The following is a 13,913-nucleotide window of genomic DNA, read 5'->3' as shown; positions in this document are numbered from 1 at the left end:
GTGAGCAGGACGTCGTCTTCCCTTTTCACAGCGTAGGAGCCCGAGGGTTGCATCAACGTTGCATGGCCGCCCCCGGCCCAGGCGAGCGTCGAAATAGCGCGAGACGCGCCGACTATCCCTGCCCGGCTGGTGCTGGCACTGCGTCAGAGGCGGCCGGGATTGTGGCTGTACCCGATGGCTCGGCCGCTGTCGTCGTGGCCGCGTCCGACGCGGGGGCCGGCGCTCCAACGGGGTCACCGGCGTCAGTCGCGTCGCCGGGAGTCCCGCATGAGGGCTCGTCGTCGTTCTCGGGGTCGGTACCAAGCTCGAGCTCCGCGCGCGTGGTGGGGTCGGTACCAGGCTCAGGCTCGGCACCCGTCGTCGGATCGGCTGGGCCGCCCGATGGGTCTGTACCCGGAGCAGCCGGATCAGGCGTCGCTGGATTCTCTGCCTCGGACTCGGCGACCCTCGAATCGGTGTCGCACGAGGTATCCGGGTCTGCATCGGCGGGAACCGTCGGAGGGACCTGAGGGTCCGTCGGAGCCGGCGTCGTGTTCTCAGGCACGGGGGGCGCGGGGGCCGGAGGAGTCGACGCGGGAGGAGTCGACGCGGGAGGAGTCTCTGGCGCAGGAGTCTCTGGCGCAGGAGCAGGAGCGGGAGTCTCTGGCGCAGGAGTCTCTGGCGCAGGAGCAGGAGCGGGAGTCTCTGGCGCAGGAGCCTCGGGCTTGGGCGCAGGAGCCGGAGCCTCGGGCTTGGGCGCAGGAGCCTCGGGCCTGGGCGCAGGAGCCGGAGCCTCGGGCTTGGGCGCAGGAGCCTCGGGCCTGGGCGCAGGAGCCGGAGCCTCGGGCTTGGGCGCAGGAGCGGGAGGCTCGGGCCTGGGCGCAGGAGCCTCGGGCATGGGCGCCTTGGGCACGTCAGGAACCTTCGTTTTCTCCGGAGCACGCGGCACAACGATCGTGTCCCCTTCGCGCGCGTCATGACCAGCGGCTCCCGAAGGAGCGGAGGGACCCGAAGCGACAGGAACCACGCCGGACTCGAGGAATGGCGCCACTTGGTCCGACCGCGTGGAGGACTGCGCCCAGGCCGGAACGACCGTGGCACTGCCAGAACCGGGGGTGTAGTCCTTCAGCTCGCCCTTCCGCACACCATGCTTGCCCTGGAAGAGCTTCCAGCGCAGCGGATCGACGTGCTCACCATCGAGGATGGTCTCGAAGTGGAGGTGGCATCCGGTCGAGGAACCCGTCGTGCCGACTTCGGCGATGGGATCGCCGCCCTTGACGGCATCGCCCTCCACGACCGAGATGCCCTGCAGGTGGTTGTACGTCGTGATCAGGCCATTGCCGTGATCGACCTCGACACGGTTGCCGCCTCCCCACGGGTGCCACCCCACCGCGCGCACCGTCCCGGAATCGGCCGCATACACCGGCGTGCCGCACGGAGCCGAGTAGTCCTGACCGGTATGGAACTCGCCGGCCTCGCTCGTGATCGGGCTGGTGCGGAAGCCGAACGACGACGTCGGCGTCAGCTCGCCCAGGACGGCGAACAGATTGCCGGCCGGAAGACGCTCGATGCCCTGGGCCGAGAGTGGTTCGCCGCTCGTCGGGGCCTCGGCAGCTTTTTCCGGCGCTACCTCGGCTTCTGGCGCTACTTTGGCGTGGAACGTGGTCGGATCGAGCGCGTCGAGGCTGTGGAGCGGCGAGAGAAGGGAGGTTCCCACTGTGCCCGTCGGCGACAGCGCATCATAGGTGAAGAAGCCGGACAGGCTGGTGCGGGTGGCATCGGAGCCCAGGGCGGTAGCCGAATCCCACGACTGTGGGACGATTCCCTGGAACCCGACGAAGCACACCACCATCGCCAGGGTCGCATTCATCTTCGTGCGGGAGGGACCCGTACCCCGCGCCTGCACCCTCGGGTGCTGTTCAGCTTGCGTCACGAAAGTCCCCTTGTAGCTGTGCTGCGCCAGGTGTGCTGGACCGGAAGGCAACACTGCCCACCGTGATCATCAACCACCATGCGCAACGATAGACCGCGGACAGCCTTCGAGGCGATGGTTTGTGGGAATCGGCGGCCAGAATTCACGAGAACTTGAGCTTTGAAGCGGATGGCACCATCAATTCGGCCTCCAACCGCTCCACATGGGCGACGACGACTGCTCGCCTGGGTGAGCGCCGCGGCAGGACACGGAGTGCGAGGCTCCATGATTCGACGTCATCCTCGGCCTCCGGCAGGGCGAGGTACTGCAGCACGGTCTCCGGAGCGCCATCGGTGAGGACGGCGTCCCGCAGGAGGGTGGAGACTTCGGCGCGCAGGCGCACGATGGCCGGTGCCTGCGAGCGTGGAAGAACGGGCCCGCGATAGATGGCGAGCGCCATGCGGTGAGCGCCGCGCCGTAGGTAGTTCAGTACCTGCACCGCGTCCACGACCAGCTCGCCCGGGAGCCGGTAGGGCCGTGACTGCGGCACGATGCCACCACCGTGCTGCGTGAGGGCCTTGCGAAGGCGAAGCATCTCGGCGCGGACCGTCGTGCTGGAGGCGTTCTCCGGGTAGGCCATGACTGCCAACTGGTCCGCTGTGAGGCCTTCGGGGTGGAGAGCGAGCAGGGTGAGCAGCTCGGCGTGTCTGAGGCTCAGTTCGAGGGACGCACCGCCGGCGTGGACCACGCCATGATCCGTACCCAGGATCTGCAGGCTGTCCCGGTACAGGGCTCCGGCCGTCGGAGCCCTGTACCTCTTCGTGCCCGACAGGCGGCTCTGGAGCCGGTGGATGCTGAGCTGGGCTTCGGCTGCAGCGACGGCGGCCTCGACCAGGGCCAGAGTGTGGGTGGCAACAGCTTCGGCCGCGCCGGTGATGTCGATGACGCCGAGCACCGTGCCCGAATCAGGGTCGTGGAGCGGTACTGCCGTGCAGCTCCATGGGTGTACCTGCGGGTTGAAGTGCTCGGCGCCCGCGATCTGCACGCTGCGCTGGAGGGCGAGAGCGGTACCCGGGGCACTTGTTCCGACGGTCGCCTCGGACCAGTCGGCTCCGGCCATGAAGAGCATGCCCTCGGCCCGACGCCGGAGTTCCCGATCGCCGTCGACCCAGAGGAGCCGGCCGTTTTCATCGCCGACAGCCACGAGCATGCCGGAGTCGAGGCTTGGCTGCACGAGCAGGCGGTCGATGACGGGCATGATCGCTGCGAGGGGATGTCCCTGCCGATACGCCTCGAGTTCCTCTTCGGAGCAGTACAGGCTGGCGTGCGCCGAGGAGGGGTTGGGGAAGAAGGTGAGTGATCTCAGCCAGGAGTCCTGCACAATGCCCCGGAGGTTCCCGTCGACACTCTCACCCTGGCCGAGCGCCTCGTGCGCGGCGAAGGCTCTTCGCTGCAGGACGTCGGAGGACAAGTCCGGTGGGGCGATTGAACGGGACGGCGACATCGGCACTCCGCTTCGTGACCTGTCCCGCGTAGGAGCGCGGGACAGGTCACAGTGTAGCCGGACTAATCACCGCGGGAAATGGTCACCATGTCTTCTCGGGGAACCAGCTTCACGCGCTCCCGGACGACCTCGGCATTGCCCGACGTGTTCACGAAGTTGGCGCCGAGCTTCATCTCGTGCGCGTCCAGCTTCAGCCATCCGTCCCACGTCGTGTAGCGAACCCCGCGCTCCTCGAGGAGCGTGATGATGGCGTCCTCCGAAGGGTCCTCGGCGGGCGGCAGGTTGAGCCGGTCCTCGAGCAGGAAACCGATGGTCTCCAGTGCATCCCCCTTGGTGTGGCCGATGAGGCCCACGGGACCACGCTTGATCCAACCCGTGGCGTAGATGCCCGGGACCGGCTTGCCGTCCTCGTCGATCACACGGCCACCCTCGTTCGGGATCACGCCGCGCTTCTCGTCGAAGCCGACCTCGGGCAACTCCGATCCGAAGTACCCGATGGCCCGGTAGACGGCCTGGACGGGGTAGTCGACGATCTCCCCGGTTCCGCGGACGTTACCGTCACCGGTGAGCTCGGTGCGCTCGAACTTCATGCCGGCGACCTTCCCGGGCGTCTCGGCGGAGTCGTGGATCTCGACGGGCGAGTGCAGGAAATGGAGGTGCAGGCGGCGGGACGCACCCGTCGGCTCGTCCTCGACCAGCCAGTTGGTGAGCGTCTTCACCATCGTCTTTGTCTGGTTGTTGGTGGCGATCTGCTCCTCGGAGCCCGCATCGAAGTCGAAGTCCTCGGGGTACAGGACGATGTCGACGTCGCGCGAGTGGGACAGCTCGCGCAGTTCCAGCGGCGTGAACTTAACCTGCGCCGGTCCACGGCGACCGAAGACATGGACGTCCGTGACGGGTGACGCCCTGAGCCCCTGATAGACGTTCTCGGGGATCTCCGTGGACAGGAGGTCGTCTGCGTGCTTCGAGAGGATACGGGCGACGTCGAGGGCCACGTTGCCGTTACCGATCACCGCGACCTCCTTCGCCTCGAGGGGCCAGTTCCGGCTGACGTCGGGGTGTCCGTCGTACCAGGAGACGAAGTCGGCGCCGCCGAAGGAGCCATCGAGCTGCACGCCCGGTATGTCCAGGTCGGCATCGCGGATCGCCCCGGTCGCGAAGATGACGGCGTCGTAGAAGCGACGGAAATCGGACAGGGTGAGGTCCCGGCCGTAGTTGATGTTGCCGAGGAACCGGATGTCGCCGCGGTCCAGCACCTTGTGCAGGGCATTGACGATCCCCTTGATGCGGGGGTGGTCAGGAGCAACCCCGTAGCGGATCAGGCCGTACGGTGCCGGGTACTGGTCGAAGAGGTCGATGCTGACGGCGAAGTCCCCGCCCTGGACCTCGTTCGACTTCGTCAGGATGTCGGCGGCGTAGACGCCGGCCGGACCGGCGCCGATGATCGCGACCCGCAGCGGTCGTGCCGCAGCTGAGGTAGACACTGAATAGCCTTCTTCCGGTGGAGATGCTCCTGATGGATGCCGTTGCGCAGAATAAGCGCACAGTTCCCTATTCTAAATGGCGCCGGCCAACAGCGCGTCAAACAGTGGCGGGGATCTCGCCGGACTGGCTCCGCCCATTCCCGGCCCTCGGGGAGGAACCGGGAATAAATGGTCCTGATGGGCGGGTTTCCGCCCTCGTGAGTGGAATCGATGGGAAGACCAGTCGTCCGGCGCGGAGCGAGAACTCCGTCGGTATTCTCTTCGGTATCAGCGCCTACGGACTCTGGGGACTCCTGCCGCTCTACTTCCTGATCCTCGCGCCCGCCGGACCCATCGAGATCGTGGCGAACCGCGTCCTGTGGTCGCTCATTTTCTGTGCACTCCTGCTGACGCTCCGGCGCTCATGGCGACCGGTCATGACCGCGCTGCGCACCCCGCAGGTCTCCGGAACGCTGGCGGTCGCCGCGCTGCTGATCGCCGTCAACTGGTTCGTCTATACCTACGGCGTCACCTCCGGCCAGGCCATCGAGGCTTCGCTCGGGTACTTCATCAATCCCATCGTGTCGGTCCTTCTGGGCGTGTTCGTTCTGAGGGAAAAGCTGCGGCGGCTGCAGTGGGCGGCCATCGGCATGGGCCTCCTCGCTGTGGTGGTGCTGGCCGTCGGTTACGGCGCCGTGCCCTGGATCGCCCTGACGCTCGCCTTCTCCTTCGGCCTCTACGGATTCATGAAGAAGCGGGTCGGTTCACGCGTGGACGCGGTCTCCAGCCTCAGCATCGAGACGCTGGTCCTGACCCCGATCGCCGTGGCCGTCATGCTCTGGCTGAGTTCCAGGGGTGAGGCGACGCTTGTCACCGAGAGCGCGGGCCACTTCTGGATCATGGCCGCCTCGGGTGTCATCACCGCCGTGCCGCTCATCTTCTTCGGAGCCGCAGCGCGTCGGCTCCCCCTCACCACGATCGGCCTCCTCCAATACCTCGCCCCCGTGCTGCAGTTCCTGCTGGCCCTTCTGGTCCTGCATGAGGAGATGCCGTTCGAGCGGTGGATCGGATTCAGTCTCGTGTGGGTCGGCCTCATCCTCCTGACCATCGACATGCTGCGGACCGTCCGACGCCAGCCACGGCTGGCGAAGGTCCCGCAACCGGCGACGGCGGCCTGACCGCCACTTCTCAGAGCGGGGGGCGCACCCAGTCGCGGGGTACCACGACCATCGGCACCGGCAACGCGCGCAGCATCTTGTTCGCCGTGGCGCCGAGGAAGATCTGGCGGTGCTGGGCGAGACGGCTGGAGCCGACGATCACGAGCTCACCCGGATCCCACTCGATATCGTCGATGGCCTGTTCGATGGTCCGACCGTGCGCCACGATGATCGAGGCCTCGTGCCCCTTCGGCAACTGCTCGACGGCGCCGGCGAGCACCGAGTGGGCGTGCTGGTGGGCTTTGTTGATGGCCTCGCCCGAGTCCGCGGACTCGGTCACGTCGAGTGCGACGAGGGAGACGAGGCGCAGCGGGAGTCCGCGGCGACCGGCCGATTCGACGGCGACGTCGAGGGCACCTTCGGCTCCTGCCCGTGCTCCGACCGCGCAGGTCATGCGGGTGAAGGTGGCGCGGTGCCGGTAGCCGCGCGGCGCGAGGGCCACCGGGACCTTCGAACTGTGCAGCACGGCGTTCGCGACGCTGCCCACGGTGAAGCGGCGCAGGAGTCCGTTGCTGGAGGCGCCGATGACGATCAGGCCGGCGTCGACGTCGTCCGCCACCTCGAGCAGGCCCTGCGCGAAGGAGTCGGCGAGGCGCACGTGCGTGGCGACCTCGACGCCGTCGGGCACGCCCTCCTTCGCCCGGTCGAGGGCTTCCTGTGCGCGCCGGCTGCCGGGCGCCATGCTGCCGTCCTGGGGCCAGTCCAGCACGGTGACGAGATCGATGCCCGCGGACTGCGTGAGGGCCAGCGAGGTGGCCAGTTCCAGGGCGTCCTGCCCCCGGTCGTTCTCGGTGTAGCCAACGACGTAGCGCACGGCGGCTTCCTTCTCCTCGGTCGGACAGGTGTGGCGCGGCCGACAGGCGCCCGCGGAGTCGGTTCACTCTAGCGCAGGGCCTGTCGGCCGGGAGGTCACTCCTCCACCTACTCCTGCGGAGCGGAACCCTGGGTCAGCACTTCCTGCCGGAAGAAAGCCGGGTTGATGCGGGACCACACCAGCATCAGCACGGCGCCGAGCAGGATCACACCGATTCCCAGGATGAACACCATGCCGATCCCGAACAGCTCGGAGCCGGACCCGTATGCGGGGTCCATGGAGTCGACGGCGGTCTTGAAGAACATGACCATCAGGATCACGCCGCCGAGCAGCGGGGCCAGGAACCGGAACAGGGTGTTCCTGATGCTCGAGAAGGCCTGGGCACGGAAGTACCAGACGCAGGCGAGCGCGGTGATGCCGTAGTAGAAGCAGATCATCAGGCCGAGGGCGGTGATGGTGTCCCACAGCGCGTTCTCCGACACCAGGCGCGTGAACACGTAGAACCCCGCCGCGGCTACGGCCGCCGCCACGGTGGCATAACTCGGGGACTTGTGCTGCGGGCTGATGCGGCCGTAGCCCTCGGGCAGGGCCTTGTAGTGGCCCATGGCGAGCAGGGTACGCGCCGGGGAGACGAAGGTGGACTGCAGTGAGGCGGCCGAGGAACTCAGGACGGCCATGGACATCAGGATGGCGAACGGACCCATGACGGGTCCGGCGAGCGTCGCGAAGATGCTCTCCTGGTTGTCCGGGTTGCCCGCGCCGAGTTCGCCGTCGCCCACGCCGGCGAAGGCAAGGGTGGCAAGCGCGACCGTGAGGTAGATGACCACGATGACGACGACGGTGAGGGCACCCGCGCGTCCCGGCGTCTTCCTCGGATTGGTGGTCTCCTCGTTCATCGTGAGGGTCACGTCCCAGCCCCAGTAGATGAAGATCGACAGGGAGACACCCGCGGCGAAGGCGGAGAAGGATCCGACAGCGAAGGGGTTGAACCAGTCCGCGCTGATGCTGGTCGCATCGAAGGCGGTGCCGTTGGCCACATGCACGAAGGCCGCGATCGCGAACCAGGCGAGCACCACGAGCTGGAAGGTGACAAGGACGTACTGGACGGTCTTGGTGGCTTCCATACCGCGGTAGGAGACGTAGCAGGCGAGGGCGATGAACACGAGCGTCGTTGCGATGTTCACCGGCAGGTTGAGGGTGAGTTCCGCAAGGGCGGGGTTGTTCAGGAGTTGGGAGAGCATCAGGTAGAAGAAGTCGACCGCGACGGCCGCCAGGTTGGACAGGACGATCACGGTGGCCGCGATGAGGCCCCAACCTCCCATCCAGCCCACCCAGGGCCCGAAGGCGCGGGTGGCCCAGGTGAAGGACGTACCGGAGTCCGGCATGGAATTGTTGAGCTCGCGGTAGCCGAGGGCCACGAGGAGCATGGGGATGAAGCCTACGAGGAAGATGGCCGGCAGGTTCACCCCGACCTCTGCGACCGTTGGGCCGAGGGCCGCGGTCAGGGTGTAGGCGGGTGCCACGCAGGACACCCCGATGACGACAGCGCCCAGCAGCCCTACGGTGCCGGAGTCGAGGCCTTTCTTGCTCAGCCCTGTTCCCCTTTGTGTTGTTTCGTCGACGCTCATGCATCCGCCTCTGTGGGTAAGGCGCCCGGGCCGGAAGTGGAGCCGGGCGTTGCGTACGTACGCGGGACGACGACCATGGGGATGGTCAGCGTACGCAGGATCTTGTTGGCAGTGGACCCGAGGAAGATGCGCATGTGCTGCGCGAGGCGGCTGGAACCGACCAGCAGCACCTCCCCCTCGTCCCAGGCCATGGCCTCGATGGCTTCCTCGATGGAGGAGCCGCGTGCGGTCTCGACGCTGACGCGTCCACCGGCTGCGAGCGACGACGCCGTCTCCGCGAGCCGGCGGTTCGCCTCGTCCTCGGCCCCGTCCGGATCCGGCTGGCCGGCGTCGAGGGAGACGAGGGACACGAGCCGGAGGGGCAGGCCTCGGCGCTCCGCCGAGGACACGGCGACGGACATGACGGCGTCGGCCCCGGCCCTGCGTCCGACGGCGCAGGTCAGGCGCGTGACCGGGTCCGTCCTGCGGTACCCCTTGGGGGCGAGCGCGACAGGGACCGGAGACGCATGGAGGAGGCTGCGGGCGACGTTCCCGACGCTGAAGCGTGTGGCGAGGCCGCGTGAGCTTGCCCCGATGACGATCAGGGAGGCCTCCGTGTCCTCCGCAGCCTCGATGAGCCCCTGCGCGTTGGACTCCGAGCGGACGACGACGCCGCGTGCGGTGATGTCCTCCGGCACCAGCGCGAGCCCCTCGTCCATCCACTCGCGCATCTGGTCGGACAGGACGCTGTCGAAGCCCTTGTCGGGCGGATAGGTGCCGGCGTAGAGCGAGTGCTCCGGCGTCACCAGCACGAGGTCGAGGGTCGCGTCCTGGCGGCGCGCGAGGGCGACGGCGAGGCAGACGGCGTCGTGCCCGCGCTCATCCGCGGTGTAGCCGACGATGTAGCGCATGGTCACGATCCCTGCACTGTACCGGCGGCCTGGAGGCCGGACGTGAGCGCGTCATGGATCGCGGCGGCCGTGCGCTGCCCCATCCGGATGGCGCCGTCCACGTGCTGATAGCCCTCCGCCGCGATATCGGAGCAGGACCAGTGGATGGACCCCACGGGCGTGCGCTGGTCGCGACCGTAGCGGTGCAGGCCACCGAGATCGTAGCTGGAGGCGTAGGCGCCGCGCGTCCACTCCTCCGAGGCCCAGTCCGACTCGTAGTACACCTCGGGCTCGACCGCCTGCGGACCCAGGAACCCGGCGATCGAGGCCAGGATGCGCTCGCGTCGCTCATGCGGCGGGAGTTCGAACATCGCGTCCGCCTTCTCGTCGGAGACGAAGCCCACGAGGGTGCCGCGCGGGTCCTCGAAGTTGCTGTTGTCGTAGACCTCCTGAACGATCGATCCTGCGCTGAAGCCCGTTCCGGACAGCCCTTCCTCGCGCCAGAAGGGTGTTGCGTAGACGGCATGGACCTTGATGACGAGTCCGAGCGACTGGTGCTGGTGCATCTGGTGCTGGCGGCGGGGCAGTGGAGGTTCGTAGCTGATGCGCGAGTACAGGTTGGGCGGGACGGCGACGACGGCATAGCGGGCCTGCACGGTCGTGGTGTCCGAGACCACGGTGACCCCCTCGGCGCCGTCGGCCCCCTCCATGCCGCTCCAGCGCAGGGTGCGCACGGGGCTGGAGAGGATGACGTCCTCGCCGAGCTCCGCGGCCATGCGTACCGAGACCGACTGCATGCCGCCCACCACCCGCTTGTCGAGGATGAAATCCTCGTCCACGAGGTTGGAGAAGGAGCCCGCGGTGGCGGCCATGAGGATGGCCTGCAGGGTCGAGAAGGAGTGGGCGGGCTTCGTCAGCATGCCGCCGGCGATGAAGAGGCCGATGTTGTCGCAGGCTTCCTCGTCGTCGGATTGGCGGCGGAGCCAGTGGTGGAAGGAGATGGTGTCGAGGGCGCGGGCGTCCGGGTGGTTCCAGGGCGCCTCCGGACCGGCCTCGGCCACGAGCTGGTCCAGGAGGTCGATGAGGCGCTCCATCTCCTCGCGGGTGTAGTCGCCGACAGGAAACATGTCGCCCGAGTAGCGGATGGGCTCACCGTCCGGCCCGATGTAGACCGAGTCGCCCTCGCGGTAGCGCGGGAAGGTGCTGAGCCCGAGCTCGTCGAGGAGTCCGATGAGTGCGGTCTGGTCCGGCGAGACCCACTGGCCGCCGACCTCGAACACCGCGCCGTCGATGATGTCGGTGTGGGTGCGGCCCCCCACACGGTCCCTCGCCTCGATGACCGCGACCGAGTGGCCGGCCTTCTTCAGCTCCCGTGCCGCGGTGAGGCCCGAGGGCCCCGCTCCGATGATGACGACGTCGCGCTCGATGGTCTTCACGTTGTCCTTCCGGGCCTCCATGACGCAGACCACAAAATGAATGACATTCATTATTTCGCCCTACTATAGCCAGAGGTGCCCCACGAGGGAAGGGAGCACCCGTAGAGTTTGACGATGCTGCAACAGGATCGGGAGCCATGACTTCAGCGACTTCAGCCATACCTGCGCCACGACGTGCCGGGCGCCCCCCGCGCCGCGTCCTGTCCAAGGACCTCATCACGGGAGCCGCACTCGACCTCATCGCCTCGGAGGGGTACGAGGGGCTGACGATGTCGGGGCTCGCCCGCCGCCTCCGGGTGGCGCCGTCGGCGCTCTACAACCACGCGGAGTCGAAGCAGGAGGTGCTCGGCTGGGTCCAGGACCACGTCATGACCATGGTGGACTTCAGCGGCTTCGCCCGCGAACCCTGGGACGAGGCCGTCCGCCAGTGGGCCTGGTCCTATCGTGAGGTCTTCGCCCGGCACGCGCCCCTGGTTCCCGTGATCGCCGTCATGCCGGTGACCGGCGCCGCCGACACGCTGCGCATGTACGAGGAGGTGGCCCGCGGGTTCCTCGATGCAGGGTGGCCCGAGGATCGCATCGTGCCCGCGATCGTCGCCCTCGAGTCCTTCATCTACGGGTCGGCGCTCGACGTCGCAGCGCCCCGGGACATCTTCGACTCGGGCACGCTGGCGGACCAGTTCCCCGTCTTCACGGCGGCGGTGCGTTGCGCCTCCGCCGCCGCGGGCTCCGGGAGTGCGGCGGACGCGGCCTTCCGTACCGGTCTCGACGGCATCATCGCGGGCCTTCGGCTGCAACTCGCCGCCTACTCGTCCTGAGCCGGTGACTCCGTCAGGGCGCACGACCATCCCTGCCGCCGGACGTGGGCCGGCGCAGAAGCAGCACCCGCGTGCGCGCGTCGGTAGGCATCCCACTGATTGCTAAGGTACCTAGCTTTACGGTTCCCGAGATAGCTGTTACGGTTCGAGGACGGTCAAGCAACGGCCCACCGTACTCTGAACATCCTCGAGGTTTGTCATGACTGTTGCCCCTTCCTCCCTGGTCACCGAGCTGCCCGCCGGGCCCGGGTCCCCGAGCACCTGGTCCGACCAGGACGAGGCCGCCTTTGCGGCTCCGGATTCGCCCGCCGCCCTCGGCCCGGACGTCCCGGACGTCCCTCTCGACCTCTCGGGCGTTACCACCCGCGAATTGCGCATCCTCTGCAACCAGCTCTATCGGGTGCTCGACACCGATTACCCGCCCTTCGGCGTGCAGGACGATTACGAAGCGGTGGTGCAGGCCCTCGCGGATCGCGAAGCGCGTGCTGCAGAGCGATCCGAGAGCGTGAAGCTGCGCGAGAAGTTCCGCGACAACCCCGTGGGTTCCCGCTTCGAGCTCTTCCACGACGGCACCATGGTCGGCTACCTGAAGTACGACATGCGGGCGGGACGCATCCGGTTCCTCGAGACCGTCGTCGGAACCGAGTACCGCATGTCGGGCCTCGAGCCCGTGCTCATTCGTGGCGCACTCCTGAATGCGCACCGTCGTCGCCTGGCGCCGGTACCCTACTGCAGGCATGCCCAGGCCTTTCTCCTGGATAACCCTCAGTTCCGAGCGCTGATTCCGTCAAGCTGATCCACCGCTGGATAGACGAAGGCCCCGCAGCCAAGCTGCGGGGCCTTCGTCGTCCTACTCAGGTCGTCGTACTTCGGGGACCCGTCAGCCGCCGTTGACCGTCCGGATCGCCCGCTCGAGGACGTCGAGTCCGTCCGCGAGCAGATCATCGGTGATGACGAGCGGCGGCAGAAGGCGGATCACGTTGCCGTAGGTACCACAGGTGAGGATGATGACTCCCTCACGCAGGCACTGGGCCGCGATGGCCTTGGTGGCCTCCGCGTTCGGTGTCTTGCCGCCCTGCTCCACGAACTCGATGGCCAGCATGGCGCCCCGGCCGCGGAGCTCACCGACGATGCTGGACTCGCCCAGCTCCGACTGCAGGGCAGCGAAGCGTTCGGTGACCTGGGCCTCGATGGAGCGGGCGCGGCCGATGAGGTCCAGCTCCTTCATCGTGGAGATGGCGCCGAGCGCCGCCGCACAGGCGACGGGGTTCCCACCGTAGGTGCCTCCGAGACCGCCGGCGTGGACGGCGTCGAGCAGGTCCGCCCGGCCCGTGATCGCAGAGAGCGGCATGCCGCCGGCGATTCCCTTCGCCATCGTGATGATGTCGGGCACGACACCCTCGTGGTTCACGGCGAACCACTCGCCCGTCCTGCAGAAGCCCGACTGCACCTCGTCCGCGATGAAGACGACGCCGTTGGCTGTGGCCCATTCCGCCAGGGCGGGCAGGAAGCCATCCGCGGGAACGATGAAGCCGCCCTCGCCCTGCACCGGCTCGATGATGATCGCGGCGACCGACGTCGCGCCGATCTGCTTCTCGATCATCGTGATCGCGCGCTGCGCCGCCTCGGGGCCCGTGATGGCCGGACTCTCCTCACGGAAGGGGTAGCTCATCGGCACGCGGTAGATCTCGGGTGCGAACGGACCGAAGTTGGTCTTGTACGGCATGGCCTTCGCCGTCAGCGCCATGGTCAGGTTGGTGCGTCCGTGGTACGCGTGATCGAAGGCGACGACGGCGTCCCGGCCGGTGGCCAGGCGTGCCACCTTCACGGCGTTCTCCACGGCCTCGGCCCCCGAGTTGAACAGGACCGTGCGCTTCTCGAAGTCGCCCGGGGTCAGCTCGGCGAGCTGCTCGGCGACGGCGATGTAGCCCTCGTAGGGCGTGACCATGAAGCACGTGTGCGTGAAGTGCTCCACCTGCTCCTGGACAGCCCTGACGACGGCAGGATCGGACGCGCCGACGCTGTTGACGGCGATACCGGAGCCGAGGTCGATGAAGGAGTTGCCGTCGACGTCCCGGAGGATGCCGCCGTCGGCGTCCGCCGCGTAGACGGGCACGCCCGAGGCGACGCCCTTGGCCACGACGGCGGCGCGGCGCGCGGCCAGCTCAGTGGACCTCGGGCCCGGGAACTCACCGTTGATGCTTCGCTTCTGCTCGAGACGGAAGGTCGGAGCCACGGTTCCGGATGAGGTTGCGAAAGTTGTCATGGGGATT

At 67.9% G+C, this 13,913-nt stretch carries 11 protein-coding genes; 3 read left to right on the top strand and 8 right to left on the bottom strand.

Annotation, left to right across the window (positions count from 1 at the left end):
* Positions 1–112 precede the first annotated feature (112 nt).
* From RCH21_RS06110 to RCH21_RS06100, 3 genes are all read right to left on the bottom strand, one after another.
* Complete coding sequence (locus RCH21_RS06110) at positions 113–1,912, bottom strand: M23 family metallopeptidase (protein ID WP_326963610.1); 1,800 nt, start codon at positions 1,910–1,912, stop codon at positions 113–115.
* Between the two features lie 142 nt (positions 1,913–2,054).
* The gene (locus RCH21_RS06105; protein ID WP_326963609.1) at positions 2,055–3,395 is read right to left on the bottom strand and encodes a GAF domain-containing protein; all 1,341 of its coding nucleotides are present in this window, start codon (positions 3,393–3,395) and stop codon (positions 2,055–2,057) included.
* A 62-nt stretch (positions 3,396–3,457) separates the two neighbouring features.
* Positions 3,458–4,879, bottom strand: coding sequence for an FAD-dependent oxidoreductase (locus RCH21_RS06100; RefSeq protein WP_326963608.1), 1,422 nt, complete (start codon positions 4,877–4,879; stop codon positions 3,458–3,460).
* Positions 4,880–5,076: 197 nt separating this feature from the next.
* Between RCH21_RS06100 and rarD the strand changes: the two genes are divergently transcribed.
* Positions 5,077–6,036, top strand: a complete 960-nt coding sequence (rarD, locus tag RCH21_RS06095) for an EamA family transporter RarD (RefSeq protein ID WP_326963607.1) — start codon at positions 5,077–5,079, stop codon at positions 6,034–6,036.
* 10 nt (positions 6,037–6,046) lie between these two features.
* Here the strand turns inward: rarD and RCH21_RS06090 are convergent, their stop codons facing one another.
* From RCH21_RS06090 to RCH21_RS06075, 4 genes are all read right to left on the bottom strand, one after another.
* Positions 6,047–6,889, bottom strand: a complete 843-nt coding sequence (locus tag RCH21_RS06090; protein WP_120147178.1) for a universal stress protein — start codon at positions 6,887–6,889, stop codon at positions 6,047–6,049.
* Between the two features lie 107 nt (positions 6,890–6,996).
* Positions 6,997–8,517 carry an APC family permease gene (locus tag RCH21_RS06085; RefSeq protein WP_326963606.1) on the bottom strand — a complete coding sequence of 507 codons (1,521 nt, stop codon included), beginning with the start codon at positions 8,515–8,517 and terminating at the stop codon, positions 6,997–6,999.
* Positions 8,514–9,407, bottom strand: coding sequence for a universal stress protein (locus RCH21_RS06080; protein WP_326963796.1), 894 nt, complete (start codon positions 9,405–9,407; stop codon positions 8,514–8,516). Before RCH21_RS06080 ends, RCH21_RS06085 begins: the two co-directional genes overlap by 4 nt.
* Positions 9,408–9,409: 2 nt before the next feature.
* Positions 9,410–10,873 carry a flavin monoamine oxidase family protein gene (locus RCH21_RS06075; RefSeq protein WP_326963605.1) on the bottom strand — a complete coding sequence of 488 codons (1,464 nt, stop codon included), beginning with the start codon at positions 10,871–10,873 and terminating at the stop codon, positions 9,410–9,412.
* An 86-nt stretch (positions 10,874–10,959) separates the two neighbouring features.
* Here RCH21_RS06075 and RCH21_RS06070 point away from each other — a divergent pair, with 86 nt between their 5' ends.
* Positions 10,960–11,640: a TetR/AcrR family transcriptional regulator gene (locus RCH21_RS06070; protein WP_120147182.1), complete on the top strand. Its 681-nt coding sequence runs from the start codon at positions 10,960–10,962 to the stop codon at positions 11,638–11,640.
* Positions 11,641–11,839: 199 nt separating this feature from the next.
* A complete protein-coding gene (locus tag RCH21_RS06065; RefSeq protein WP_120147183.1) occupies positions 11,840–12,436 on the top strand; it encodes a GNAT family N-acetyltransferase in 597 nt (198 codons plus the stop codon).
* An 84-nt stretch (positions 12,437–12,520) separates the two neighbouring features.
* Here RCH21_RS06065 and gabT read toward each other — a convergent pair whose 3' ends face one another.
* Entirely contained in the window at positions 12,521–13,906 is a 1,386-nt protein-coding gene (gabT, locus tag RCH21_RS06060; protein WP_326963604.1) for a 4-aminobutyrate--2-oxoglutarate transaminase, read from the bottom strand.
* Between the last annotated feature and the right edge of the window lie 7 nt (positions 13,907–13,913).

The organism is Arthrobacter sp. PL16 (genome assembly GCF_035985055.1).
In the GTDB taxonomy this organism is placed as follows: Bacteria; Actinomycetota; Actinomycetes; order Actinomycetales; family Micrococcaceae; genus Arthrobacter_D; species Arthrobacter_D cheniae.
Note: the sequence above shows the minus strand (reverse complement) of the source record. Positions and strands in the feature narration are given on the sequence as shown.